Consider the following 12,687-nt stretch of genomic DNA (forward strand, 5'->3'; position numbering starts at 1 on the left):
GGCCTGCTTTTTTATTCGGCTTTATCCAATCGTTCAGTAACTTTTATTTCAGTTTTATTTATTATTCTAATGAGATTTTCTATATGTTTAGGAAGTATTATAACAAACATAAGAGAAAGCAATAACGGATCCATATTAAATATTTTAAAATATGAGAAAAACATTATTATAAATAAACTTACAACATTTCCTAATGCTATATATTTTGTAATATAAGTAATAATAGCTGATATACCCGCAAACATTAAACCAACTATAGGATTATATGCCATTAATACCCCTAACAATGTAGCTATACCTTTGCCACCTTTAAATTTCAAAAAAATACTCCAATTATGTCCAATTACTACTAATAATGATGCTAAATATACATATATATTCTCCGTTTTTAGAATATGAGAAAACAAATAATATACAAAAAAACCTTTTGAAAAATCTCCAACTAAACACAAAAGACCAACTTTTAAATTTGTAATATAAACCGCATTTGATGTCCCTACATTCTTTGATCCATACTTTCTAACATCTCTCCCTGTTAAAATATATGGAAAAATAAAACTAAAAGGAATACTACCAATAATATAAGCTAAAAATAAATACATAATGCTCCTCACTTTCTTTCAATATGAGTTAAAAATATATAACTTATAATAAATGATATAAATGTAAATAGCATCATTATATATATATTATTTATAACCATTGATAAATCATAATTTAATAATGCTATTTTTCTTAAAGAATCTATAGAATATTTTATAGGTAAGGCATATGTCCATCTATACCAAATAGAATCTTTTGGAATAGATATTAAAACATCTCCAAATAATACCATTGTACCTATAAATATTGCTAATAAAAATGTTGTTGTTCTTGTAGTTTTTGATATAGAAGAAATTAACATTCCAAATGATGCAAACATTATTACATTTAATAATATTAAAATCAAAATATCTATTTCTTTCCCTGCAAAATTGCTTCCAAAATTTTTAAATACATAATAAGTAATAACACTAGATATTAATCCAAGTATTGAATAAGTTAATAGCTTATATAATGAAAACTCCCAAATTTTTAAACCATTTGCTCTATATATGTCTAATAACCCATTTTCTCTTGTTTGAGAAATTGATATCCCTATTCCGCCCATAGAAAAAATAAGTATTAATACCAATATTGCAGACGGAGCTAGCATATCTTGAAAATCTAAAGATGCATTTTCAATATTTTTTAAACTTCCATCTTTGACATTTGGAATTTGTATTTCTATTTCAGGTGGTTTCCTATCTTTATCTACAGATATACCACCTTTTAATAAAAATTGCGTTGTTGAACCTGTTGATATTTCTGGTATTCCAGATAATTCACTAAATAGTGCTTTTACAACAGTATAAATAGCAACACTGCTATCTAAATCATTGGGATTAGGAACTAAAATTAATTTAGTATCTTTATAATCTTTTAAATTATTCATAAACCCTTTTGGCACAATTAATATAGAATCAAATTCATTTGTTTTTATTGCTTCAATTAATTCTTTTTGTGTAGTTAATTGAACGGCATCTTTCCATTTAAAAAACTGACTTAAAAAGAGAAAACCAAATTTTCCAAGAAAAGAATTATCTTCATTATAAACTGCTATTTTATAATTTGATAGCATATTTTCAGGAAATAGGTTTGAACCCAAATAAGATAAAAGAAAAGGAATTAAAATAAGAGAAATTAAAAAACCTTTATTTCTAAAAATTTTTACTAATTCATATTTCATCAAAGATAATATCTTCATACTTCACCTCTACAATATTTTCTAAATCTTTATATATTCTACCAAAAAATTTAAAATGTTCAAAGCTTTTTTATGGTATAATCATTAACAGAATATAAAAAAGGAGGCACAAAAATGGAATTTTCAAATCTTACTGTGGTAGACCATCCTTTAATAAAACACAAACTCACTATTATGAGAAACAAAGATACAGGACCAAAAGAATTTAGAGAATTATTAAAAGAAATAACTCAATTATTAACTTATGAAGCTACAAGAAATTTACCAACAATAAATATCGAAGTTGAAACTCCTATCCAAAAAACTCTTGGAGAAATGGTTGAAGATAAAAAAATAACTATTGTTCCTATTTTAAGAGCTGGTTTAGGTATGATGGATGGCATTTTAAGCCTTGTCCCTAATGCAAGTATTGGATTTCTTGGTATTTTTAGAGACCCCGAAACATTAAAACCCGTTGAATACTACCTTAAGTTTCCTCCTTTTTCAGAAAATCACTTTGTCTTCATTGTAGACCCCATGCTAGCTACTGGATTTTCCATTAAATATGCTATTAAAAAAGTTAAAGAATATGGTGTTAATAATATAATTGTAATGTCATTATTAGCCGCACCTGAAGGTGTTAAAAATTTAGAAGAAGAATATCCAGATGTTAAAATTTATACAGCATCTTTAGATGAAAAATTAAATGATCATGCATATATAATTCCAGGTCTTGGTGACGCTGGAGACAGATTATTTAGAACAAAATAGAATAGCGGAAAAACCGCTATTCTTCTATATCTAATAATGCATTACAATAATCATTGGGATCAAAAAGTTGTAAATCATCTTCTTTTTCTCCTACTCCTATTAATTTAATAGGTATTTTTAATTCTTGATTAATTGCAAAGGCTATTCCACCTTTTGCAGTTCCATCTAATTTTGTAACCACTATCCCACTTAAATCTATAGCCTCTTTAAAAACCTTAGCTTGAACAATGCCGTTTTGCCCTGTTGTTCCATCTAAAACCAGTAATGTTTCATGTGGTGCATCTGGTATAACTTTTTGAATAACTCTTTTAATTTTTTTCAATTCTTCCATTAAATTACTTTTTGTATGTAGCCTCCCCGCTGTATCTATAATAACAACATCTTTATTTTTAGAAATTGCATGATTTAATGCATCATATGCAACAGCTGCAGCATCTGATCCATGAGAATGAGCTATTACATTAATACCAAGTCTATTTCCCCATTCTTTTAATTGCTCTATTGCAGCAGCTCTAAATGTATCCCCTGATGCAAATACTACTTCATTCCCATTCTCTTTATATATTTTTCCTAATTTAGCTATTGTAGTAGTTTTACCTGTACCATTAACTCCTACTACTAAAATAACATATGGTTTTTTTTCTGGTTTTAGAATTATAGGTTTATTATCCAGATGTTCAACCATAATGTCCCTTAATAACAATAATGGATCATCTGTCTTTTCTTTTTTATATCTTTCTTTTAATTTTTCTATAATATCCTTTGATGCCTCAACTCCCATATCGGATAATATCATTATTTCTTCAAGTTCTTCTAGAACATCATCATCTAATGTTCTTCCAGAAAATATAGTTTTTATATTCCCAAAAAATTTATCTCTTGTTTTTTTCAATCCTTCTTTTATTTTATTAAAAAAACCCATACAGCACCTCCATATACAAATTTTCAATATATTTTATCACTATTTTTTTAAATTTCAAAGATCTTAGAAAACATTTCTGAAAACAATTATTTGGAAAAAATGCAATTAAATGGTAAAATATCTTTAGTATAATTACATTTAAAGAGGTGTAAAAATGGGAGATTTTTGGGAAGATTCTACAAATTGTCCTTTATGTGGAAAATCATTTTTTTATACAAAAGTAAAATATGATAGTATAGTGATTAATAAATACGATGATGATTTAAAACCAAATTTTAAGGGACCTAATCCACAAAATTTTTCTATATTAACCTGTCCAAAATGCGGTTTTACATTTTTCTCTGATGATATCAATGTTTTAAAAAGAATAAAAAAAGAAAAAAAAGAAGAATTAAAAGAATACTTAAAAATTGCAAAACTAAGATTAGGAAAAATAGATAATTCATATGAAAAATCTTCTGAGTTTATAAAAAAACAACTTGCATTAGCCTCAATAATTTATAAAATTATTGAAAACCCAGAAAACATGGCAAAAAGTTTAATAAGACTAGCTTGGATATTTAGAGATGAAAATAAAGAAAAAGAAGAATTAAAAATGATATATTCTGCTGTAAATTACTTAGAAGAAAAATTCAAAGATTTAACAACAGATGAAGAACTTATAATGTATTATTTTTACAAAGGATATTTAAACTTAAGACTAGGCAAGAAAAAAGATGCAAAAGAAAGCTTTAATAAATTAATATCAAGGTATAAGAATTCTAGTAATCCATATATAAAAAAAGCAGAATATTTAAAGGGTGATTTATAATGAAAAAAATAGTGTTATTCCTATCAATTTTATTTATATTTACTTCATGTTCTTTATTCCAAATGACACCAACTAATGATAGAATTAACAATATTGAAAAAGAAATTTCTTCAATAAAATTAACTTTAAATAATCAAGAACAAATTATTAAAAATTACTATAATCTCGAGGTTAAATTCAACGAATTATCTAATGAAATTTCATTATTAAAAACTAAAATAGAATCGTTTGACAAATCAGATAACAACAAGTTAATTAATTTAGAAAATCAATTAACGGACATTGAAAATTCTATAGTTAAAATTAAAAACGATATTCCGCAAATAAAAGATTATAATGAAATTCTAAGTGCATTTGAGAAAAAAATTAATGATATTGAAAAAAATATTCAGTCATTAAATAACGAAAACGCAAAAAAGGAAGAATTAAATATATTGAATGATAGTATAGAATCTCTTAATTCAAGTATTACAAATATTGAAACTAATATTTATTCGTTAAAATCTAATTTTTCAACTTTTTCATTAGATTTTAATAAAAAATATGTTTCACTTGAAGGGAAAATTAATACTTTAGAAAATAATTATAGTTCTATAGGTTTAACTATAGATTCATCTGAAATACAAAAAAAGATAGATGATTCTGTAAAATATAATATTGATGCTCTTTTAAAAACAGTGAATTCATTAGATAAAATATGGCAAATTAATTTTGAAACACTAGAGAAGGATTTAGATTCTTTAAAAAATGATTATTCTATTTTCAAAGAAAATGTATCTGGTATTATAAATGAAGAAAATTTAAAAAAATATGTATATGAATCTGTTGAAACAGAAACTCAAAGGGAAGTTGCAAAATTATTCTATAAAACAAAAAGTGAAGAGCTATTAAAAATTAAAAATTTAGAAGAACAATTCAATATATTGAATAATAATATTTCTAAACTCCAAAACTCATTTGAATTATTATCTTCAAGACCTTTGAGCACTTTGGATGAAAAATATAAAACAAAATTAGCTGAATTAGAAAGAGAACTTACAAATGCTTTGATTTCCTTTTCTAATGCAGAAATCAAAGAGCTATTTGGTTCAGGAGATCAAATTATATATAAAGTTAAATCCGGAGATACTTTAAGTCAAATCGCCTTAGCTTTTGGCCTAGGATACAATGGAGTGGATTTAATTAAAGTTGCTAATAATATTGACGATCCAAGAACAATACGTGTAGGTCAAGATATAATAATACCTGTGAATAATATTGAAGAATTTTTAAGTTGGCCTTTAGAATATACTTCGCCTTCTGATTATGAAAGAATTGTAATTAGATTTGGAGATAGAATATCTACTGGAATTTCTGTTGGTTTAGGAATCTTACCTTTAAAAGATGAAAATGTAAAATCCGTATTACCAGGAAGAATAATAGAAATTGGAAAATCACAAAATGATTCAAATTACATTAAAATAGATCATGGAAACGGCGTAATTACAGTATATTCTAACTTAATATCTATTTTAATAAAAGAAGGAAAATGGGTGGATTCAAATACAGTTATAGGAAAAGTACAAAAAGACAAACTATTCAATTTTGAGATTTGGAAAAACGGAGAACCAAAAGATCCTATGAGACTTTTTTTTAAATATATTGGAAACTTTAAAGCAACTTTCTATACAGAATGGGATGATAAAATAATATATTATCCAGCTTTTAGACTTACAAAATCTCAAAATGTTCCTAGACCATGGGTTACTGTTGCTGCAGATCCTAATTATTTACCTTTAGGAACCATTGTATATATTCCTGAATTTAGAAATTCTCCAAATTTTGGTTTTTTTGAAATCGAAGATATTGGTGGAAAAATTATAGGTAATCGCTTAGACATATATATAAATGATGTTAGACTTGCCCAAAATTCTTATGATGTTGACGTTTATATTGTTGGACAAAAAACTAGGAGGTAAAATATGGGATTAACTGTAAAAAGTAGTTATGCTTTAAGAGCTTTGTATGAATTGGCTAATTTTCATTATAATGGTATAAAAAGAGTTTCAATAAATGACTTATCTAAGAAACAAAAAATACCTAAAGATTTTTTAGAAAAAATCTTTAGTGAGTTAAGAGAACATGGAATAGTCGACTCTGTAAGAGGTAGATATGGCGGATATGCATTAACCAAAAATCCAAAAGATTTAAAATTAAGCGAAGTGATATATGTATTGGATAAACCATTCCAATCATATGAGTGTGTTATAACTGGAAAATGTGAAACTTTAGGATCAGATTGCGCTGTAGGATATGTATGGAAAATGGTAAACACTGTTTTAATGAAAGAATTATCTAAAATAACTTTAGCTGATTTACTTGAAATTGGAAAAAAATTAGAATTAATGGGAGGCAATACAGTTGAAGAAAAGATTAATAATGCTGATGAGCGGGGGAGTTGATAGTTCAGTTGCCGCTTATTTGGCAATCAAAGAAGGATATGAAGTAATTGGGGTCCATTTTAAAACTATTCCCGATGAAGTCTTTTTAAAAATACCTGAAAAGAAAAAAATTTGTTGTAGCCCATCAGATACATATGATGCAATGAGAATAGCTAAAAAACTAGGTTTTGAGCTAAAAGTTATTAAAGTATATGAAGATTTCAAAGAAAAAATTATTGACTATTTTATTAACGAATATAAAAGTGGTTATACACCAAATCCTTGTATGTTATGCAATAAGTTCTTTAAATTTGGTTTAGCTATTGACTTATTAGAAAAATTCAATGCAGATATTGTAGCTTCAGGACACTATGCTATACAGGAATTTTCCAAAAAATATAATAAAAATATAATAAAAAAAGGTATAGACAAATCTAAAGATCAATCTTATTTTTTAGCATATATAAATAAGGATTATATTCCGAAAATATATTTTCCTAACGGAAAATATACTAAAGATGAAATTAGAAAAATAGCAGAAACTTTAGATATGAACATTTCAAAAAAAATAGACAGTCAAGAATTATGTTTTATACCTGATAATGACTATAGAAGATTTCTAAAAGAAAATAATGTAGAAATAAGTAAAGGAGAAGTTTTAAACTTAGATGGTGAAGTTATTGGCGAACATACAGGATATACTAATTACACTATTGGTCAAAGAACAGGAATTACATATTTTAAAAATCCTAATATAAAAATGCATGTATATAAAATTCTTCCCGATAAGAATCAAATTATAGTTGCACCTACTGATAAGGTTTATTTTAATGGATTAATTGCTAATGATTTTAATTTTTTAGTTGATTTTGAAAAAATTGAAGCAAAATGTAGAATTAGAAAGAAAAATGAAGAAAAAGAAGCATATATTGAAAAGATTGACAAAAATAAAATAAAAGTTATTTTTAAAGAACCTATATTCGCAGTTACTCCTGGCCAATTTGCTGTTGTTTATGATAATGAGGGGGTAATCTTAGGTGCCGGTAAGATAGAAAGCTATTTATAGGAGGCGAAATATGTTAAGAGCTATTTATCCCGGAAGCTTTGATCCAATTACATATGGGCATATAAATTTAATTAAAAGAGCCTCTAAGGTTGTTGATGAATTATATATAGCAATACTTAATAATATTAATAAAAAATATTTTTTTTCATGTGAGGAAAGATTAGAATTAACCAAAATGGCTTTAAAAGAATTTAATAATATACATGTCGAAAGTTATTCAGGATTATTAGTAGATTATGCTAAAAAAAAGGAGATAAATGTAATTATACGAGGTCTTCGTGCTGTTTCTGATTTTGAATATGAATTACAACTCGCAAATGCTAACAGGTCCCTAAACAAAGATATAGAAATATTATTTCTTATGACTGATACTGAATATTCTTTTATTTCTTCTTCAATTGTTAAGGAAGTTGCAAAATATGGTGGTAATATTTCTCAGTGGGTACCTAAAAATGTGGAAGATGCTATAATTAAAAAAATTAGTAATAACAATGTCTAAAAAAAGAAAAGTAATTATGTTAAAATATTTTTGAATTTAAATATATTATTAGGAGGGAATTGAAATGAATATTTCTGCTGCAGATGTAAAAAAATTAAGAGATGCTACCGGTGCTGGAATGATGGATTGTAAAAAAGCTTTAATTGAAGCTGAAGGTGATTTTGATAAAGCTGTTGATATCTTAAGAATAAAAGGAGCTGCAAAAGCTGCAAAAAAAGCTGGAAGAGGTACTGGTGAAGGTATAGTATATTCTTATATTCACCATAATGAAAGAGTTGGAGTTTTATTAGAATTAAATTGTGAAACAGATTTTGTTGCTAGAACTGAAGATTTCCATGAATTAGCAAAACAAATTTCATTACAAATTGCAGCTATGAAACCAAGATGGGTTAAAAGAGAAGATGTTCCAGAAGAAGTTATTGCAAAAGAAAAAGAAATATATACAGAAGAAATGAAAGAATCTGGAAAACCTGCACATATTGTTGAAAAAATTGTAGAAAATAAATTAAATAAATTCTTTGAAGATAATTGTTTATTAGAGCAAGAATTCGTATTTGCTGATGAAAAGGGTACAAAAATACAAGATCTTATTACATCTGCTATTGCTAAAATAGGAGAAAATATACAAGTTTCAAGATTTGCAAGATTTGAAATTGGTGAATAATACAGGGGTGGTGTTTGTCCACCCTTTTTTTTAAGGAAAAGGGGGGAATATTATGTATAAAAGAATTTTATTAAAATTAAGTGGAGAAGTTTTGTCCGGAGAAGACAAAAAAGGATTTGATGAAAAATCATTAGAATATTTATCAGAAGAAATTAAAAATGTGGTAAAACATGGAATAAATTTAGGAATGGTAATTGGAGCAGGAAATTTATTTAGAGGAAGAGAATTAGAAGGAGTTACAAATAGTATTGGTGACCATATTGGAATGCTTGGTACTGTAATTAATGCTCTTTATTTAAAAGATTACTTTGAGAAAAAAGGCATTAAAACTGTTGTTGTTTCTCAAATTGTAAATTTACCCTCTGTAAGAATTATTCACTATGATGATATAGAATTATACTTTAATGCTGGATATGTTGTTATTTTCGCAGGTGGTACTTCTAATCCATTCTTTACAACAGACACAGCTGCTGCATTAAGAGCTGTTGAAATGAAAGCTGATGTATTAATTAAAGCAACAAAAGTTGATGGTATATATGATAAAGACCCTAAAAAATTCAAAGATGCAAAAAAATATGATAAAATATCATATGATGATGCTATCAATCTTGGATTAAAAATTATGGATACTGAAGCATTTTCAATATGCAAAAGATATAAAATGCCTATAATTGTATTAAATTTCTTTGAAAAAAATAGTTTATTAAATTCTATATTAGATTCCAATGTAGGAACTTTTGTTAAACCTTAGGGAGGTGGAGAATCATGTGGTATGATGAAATCGTTGCTGTTAGTGCAAGAGAAGTTTTAGATTCTAGAGGAAATCCAACAGTTGAAGCTGTTGTAGAATTAGCAAGTGGTGCTATGGGAAGAGCTATTGTTCCATCAGGAGCTTCAACTGGAAAATTTGAAGCTTTAGAATTAAGAGATGGTGATAAATCAAGATTTAAAGGAAAAGGCGTATTAACTGCAGTAAAAAATATTAATGAAATTATTGCTAAAGAATTAGTTGGATTTAATGTATTTGATCAACCATTAATCGACAAAGTTATGTTAGAATTAGATGGTACTGATAACAAATCTAAATTAGGAGCTAATGCAATTTTAGCTGTATCTATGGCTGTTGCAAGAGCTGCTGCAGATTCATTAGGAATTCCACTATACAAATACTTAGGCGGACCAAATGCAAAAGTATTACCAGTTCCATTAATGAATATTGTTAATGGTGGAGAACATGCTGATAACAACTTAGATATTCAAGAATTTATGATTGTTCCTGCTGGTTTTGATAAATTTTCAGATGCTTTAAGAGCTGGAGCAGAAGTATTTCATTCATTAAAATCATTATTGAAAAAAGAAGGTCATGTTACTGCTGTAGGTGATGAAGGTGGATTTGCACCTAATTTAAATTCAAATGAAGAAGCTATCCAATTTATTATTAAAGCTATTGAAGATGCTGGTTATAAGGCTGGGGAACATGTATTTATTGCTTTAGACTGTGCTGCATCTGAATATTATGATGAAGAGAAAAAAGTATATAATATAGACGGAAAAGAATTATCTGCTGATGAAGCTATGGAATACTATGAAATGTTAATTAATAAGTATCCTATAGTATCTATTGAAGATCCATTTGATCAAGAAGATTGGGAAGCTTATACTAAATTCACATCTAAAGTTGCTAATAAAGTACAAATTGTTGGTGATGATTTATATGTAACAAATGTAAAAAGATTACAAAAAGGTATTGAATTAAAAGCTTCTAACTCTATTTTAATTAAATTAAACCAAATTGGTTCAGTAACTGAAACATTAGATACAATGGAATTAGCAATGAAATCAAATATGACAAATGTTGTATCTCACAGATCTGGAGAAAGTGAAGATACATTTATAGCTGATTTAGCAGTTGCTATGAATGCTGGATTTATTAAAACTGGATCATTATCTAGAAGCGAAAGAATTGCTAAGTATAATCAATTATTAAGAATTGAAGAAGAATTAGGAGAAATTGCTGAATACAGAGGATTAAAAGCATTTTATTCTTTAAGAAAATAAATTAATGAGGTCTTGAAAAAGACCTCATTTTTTAATATGAACTTTCTATTTAATATGAACTTTCTATTTCATCATATGAACTAGATAAAATTCTTTCAACTTCTTTAATAAGTTTTTTCTTCTTTGAATCATATTTAGGAATTTTTAATTGTATAATCTTTACCTCTATATTATTTAAATCGCATAAAATCTCTAAACTCTCTATTATTTCATCATTCATCTTTTTACTATATGTATTTAAAAATATCAAATTATTGTCTTTTTTAAATGTATAGCATTTAAATTCAATAAATTTTAAATTAAATTCCTCTTTAAACTTAGCTATAATTAAATTTTTAAAATTATATCCAAAGTAATAATTCATAAAATTTTCAAATTCTAATATGTTATTGATCTTTATATAATAATTATATATCATTTGTTTTATACCATTAAATATTAGATTTTTTTCTAATTCACTTAATTTATTTTCTTTAATCACTAAAAAATGATCTATTCCAAGTAATTGAGATGGTATTTTAAATTCATATATTTCCTTAGTATTTTTTAAAATATTGATAATTTCATCTGATATCTTATATTCTCCTGAATTATAAATTTCATATAACTCATGTATTTTAGTATAAAATCCTATAAAAAGTATATCATCATATACTTTCAAAGAATTTAAGATATTGTTTTCAATTTCTTCAAATGTATTTATTTCTTTAAATATAGTATTTGCGTTAAATTTTATTATTTTTATTTTTTTAATTATATCTTTAGAATCATCTATTTCAAGCTCTTTATTAATTTTAAAAAGATTATCTGAAATTCTATTTTCAAACTTTATATATCTTTTTAACCAAAAAAATAATATTAATGAAATAAATAATGATATTAATAAGAAATACATTAATGAATATCTTTCAAACATTTTATTTTCAAATATAGATAATAAATATACATTATTTCCAAAATCTGTCTTTTTTAAATAATAAAAGTTTCCATTAAATTTAATTTTTTCCTCTATCTTATTTGATAGAAATATCTTAGAATATATAAAATATGGTAAAGAGATTTTAGGCCAAATTAACTTTGTATCTTTATCTATAATATAAAAATTAAGATTATCTATATTAAAACTCATTAAATTTTTTAAATCAACATTTATTTCTAAAGTTATATATCCTATAGGAACATTATCTATATGAAAAATAAATGAAGATAGATATAAATAATTTTCACCATCTACATTAAATATAGGTGAAACTACAACTAAATCAGTACTTTTTTTTAATACACTTAAATTCCTTTCATATAAAGTATAGTTTTTGATATTTGGATATTTTGGATAAAATATATTACCATTAAAATCGCTTATAATTATTTCGCCATTAAAATTGGTTAAACTCTTTTTTTCTAAAATATTTTTTTCAAATTCTATATACTGTTTATTGTCAAATACATACTTTAATTCACTACTTTTTAAAATATAATTAAAATAATATATTTTTGTACTGATATGCAAATCATTATTAAATGTATTTATTATATTTTTATATTCATAATTATAATTATTAATTATATTAAAAACAGAAAGAGAAGAACGGTTTACTATATTTTCAACCGTTCTTTCTATATATTTTAAATTTAAAATTATAAAAAATGAAAAAATCATCAAAAACGTAATTAAAGAAAAAAACAAAAATTGTTTAAAGGAATTCATTGA

13 protein-coding genes are annotated in these 12,687 nt (G+C 25.3%); 9 read left to right on the plus strand and 4 right to left on the minus strand.

Annotated features, from left to right (window positions below; all coding sequences use genetic code 11):
- Positions 1-11: 11 nt before the first annotated feature.
- Both plsY and AS160_RS05830 read right to left on the minus strand, forming a co-directional pair.
- Positions 12-602 carry a glycerol-3-phosphate 1-O-acyltransferase PlsY gene (plsY, locus tag AS160_RS05825; protein ID WP_165146269.1) on the minus strand — a complete coding sequence of 197 codons (591 nt, stop codon included), beginning with the start codon at positions 600-602 and terminating at the stop codon, positions 12-14.
- 8 nt (positions 603-610) lie between these two features.
- Entirely contained in the window at positions 611-1,786 is a 1,176-nt protein-coding gene (locus AS160_RS05830) for an ABC transporter permease (RefSeq protein WP_165146271.1), read from the minus strand.
- A 114-nt stretch (positions 1,787-1,900) separates the two neighbouring features.
- Between AS160_RS05830 and upp the strand changes: the two genes are divergently transcribed.
- On the plus strand, positions 1,901-2,536 hold the full coding sequence (upp, locus tag AS160_RS05835; RefSeq protein ID WP_165146273.1) for a uracil phosphoribosyltransferase: 636 nt from the start codon (positions 1,901-1,903) through the stop codon (positions 2,534-2,536).
- Between the two features lie 16 nt (positions 2,537-2,552).
- Here the strand turns inward: upp and ftsY are convergent, their stop codons facing one another.
- Positions 2,553-3,458 (minus strand): signal recognition particle-docking protein FtsY, encoded by a 906-nt coding sequence (gene ftsY / locus AS160_RS05840; protein ID WP_165146275.1) that lies wholly within the window; start codon positions 3,456-3,458, stop codon positions 2,553-2,555.
- A gap of 154 nt (positions 3,459-3,612) precedes the next feature.
- On the opposite strand from ftsY, the gene AS160_RS05845 reads away from it, so the two are divergent.
- The 8 genes from AS160_RS05845 (at position 3,613) to eno (ending at position 10,976) form a co-directional block, all read left to right on the plus strand.
- The gene (locus AS160_RS05845; RefSeq protein WP_165146277.1) at positions 3,613-4,269 is read left to right on the plus strand and encodes a DUF2225 domain-containing protein; all 657 of its coding nucleotides are present in this window, start codon (positions 3,613-3,615) and stop codon (positions 4,267-4,269) included.
- The gene (locus AS160_RS05850) at positions 4,269-6,227 is read left to right on the plus strand and encodes a peptidoglycan DD-metalloendopeptidase family protein (RefSeq protein WP_165146280.1); all 1,959 of its coding nucleotides are present in this window, start codon (positions 4,269-4,271) and stop codon (positions 6,225-6,227) included. The genes AS160_RS05845 and AS160_RS05850 overlap by 1 nt, the downstream gene beginning before the upstream one ends.
- A gap of 3 nt (positions 6,228-6,230) precedes the next feature.
- Positions 6,231-6,710, plus strand: a complete 480-nt coding sequence (locus AS160_RS05855; protein WP_165146282.1) for an Rrf2 family transcriptional regulator — start codon at positions 6,231-6,233, stop codon at positions 6,708-6,710.
- On the plus strand, positions 6,670-7,755 hold the full coding sequence (gene mnmA / locus AS160_RS05860) for a tRNA 2-thiouridine(34) synthase MnmA (protein WP_165146284.1): 1,086 nt from the start codon (positions 6,670-6,672) through the stop codon (positions 7,753-7,755). Before AS160_RS05855 ends, mnmA begins: the two co-directional genes overlap by 41 nt.
- Before the next feature lie 10 nt (positions 7,756-7,765).
- Positions 7,766-8,254, plus strand: coding sequence for a pantetheine-phosphate adenylyltransferase (gene coaD, locus AS160_RS05865; RefSeq protein ID WP_165146286.1), 489 nt, complete (start codon positions 7,766-7,768; stop codon positions 8,252-8,254).
- 64 nt (positions 8,255-8,318) lie between these two features.
- Positions 8,319-8,918 (plus strand): translation elongation factor Ts, encoded by a 600-nt coding sequence (gene tsf / locus AS160_RS05870; RefSeq protein ID WP_165146288.1) that lies wholly within the window; start codon positions 8,319-8,321, stop codon positions 8,916-8,918.
- Between the two features lie 52 nt (positions 8,919-8,970).
- On the plus strand, positions 8,971-9,669 hold the full coding sequence (pyrH, locus tag AS160_RS05875; RefSeq protein ID WP_165146290.1) for a UMP kinase: 699 nt from the start codon (positions 8,971-8,973) through the stop codon (positions 9,667-9,669).
- Between the two features lie 14 nt (positions 9,670-9,683).
- Positions 9,684-10,976, plus strand: a complete 1,293-nt coding sequence (gene eno, locus AS160_RS05880) for a phosphopyruvate hydratase (RefSeq protein WP_165146292.1) — start codon at positions 9,684-9,686, stop codon at positions 10,974-10,976.
- Between the two features lie 49 nt (positions 10,977-11,025).
- Here the strand turns inward: eno and AS160_RS05885 are convergent, their stop codons facing one another.
- Positions 11,026-12,663, minus strand: coding sequence for a cache domain-containing protein (locus AS160_RS05885; protein ID WP_206528115.1), 1,638 nt, complete (start codon positions 12,661-12,663; stop codon positions 11,026-11,028).
- Positions 12,664-12,687 lie beyond the last annotated feature (24 nt).

This window comes from Marinitoga sp. 38H-ov (genome assembly GCF_011057715.1).
Taxonomy (GTDB): Bacteria; Thermotogota; Thermotogae; order Petrotogales; family Petrotogaceae; genus Marinitoga.

Coding starts and splice junctions, on each gene's coding strand:
- AS160_RS05855 (WP_165146282.1), top strand. CDS start 6,231: ATGGGATTAACTGTAAAAAGTAGTTATGCTTTAAGAGCTTTGTATGAA.
- eno (WP_165146292.1), top strand. CDS start 9,684: ATGTGGTATGATGAAATCGTTGCTGTTAGTGCAAGAGAAGTTTTAGAT.
- upp (WP_165146273.1), top strand. CDS start 1,901: ATGGAATTTTCAAATCTTACTGTGGTAGACCATCCTTTAATAAAACAC.
- pyrH (WP_165146290.1), top strand. CDS start 8,971: ATGTATAAAAGAATTTTATTAAAATTAAGTGGAGAAGTTTTGTCCGGA.
- AS160_RS05830 (WP_165146271.1), bottom strand. CDS start 1,786: ATGAAGATATTATCTTTGATGAAATATGAATTAGTAAAAATTTTTAGA.
- AS160_RS05850 (WP_165146280.1), top strand. CDS start 4,269: ATGAAAAAAATAGTGTTATTCCTATCAATTTTATTTATATTTACTTCA.
- ftsY (WP_165146275.1), bottom strand. CDS start 3,458: ATGGGTTTTTTTAATAAAATAAAAGAAGGATTGAAAAAAACAAGAGAT.
- plsY (WP_165146269.1), bottom strand. CDS start 602: ATGTATTTATTTTTAGCTTATATTATTGGTAGTATTCCTTTTAGTTTT.
- tsf (WP_165146288.1), top strand. CDS start 8,319: ATGAATATTTCTGCTGCAGATGTAAAAAAATTAAGAGATGCTACCGGT.
- AS160_RS05845 (WP_165146277.1), top strand. CDS start 3,613: ATGGGAGATTTTTGGGAAGATTCTACAAATTGTCCTTTATGTGGAAAA.
- coaD (WP_165146286.1), top strand. CDS start 7,766: ATGTTAAGAGCTATTTATCCCGGAAGCTTTGATCCAATTACATATGGG.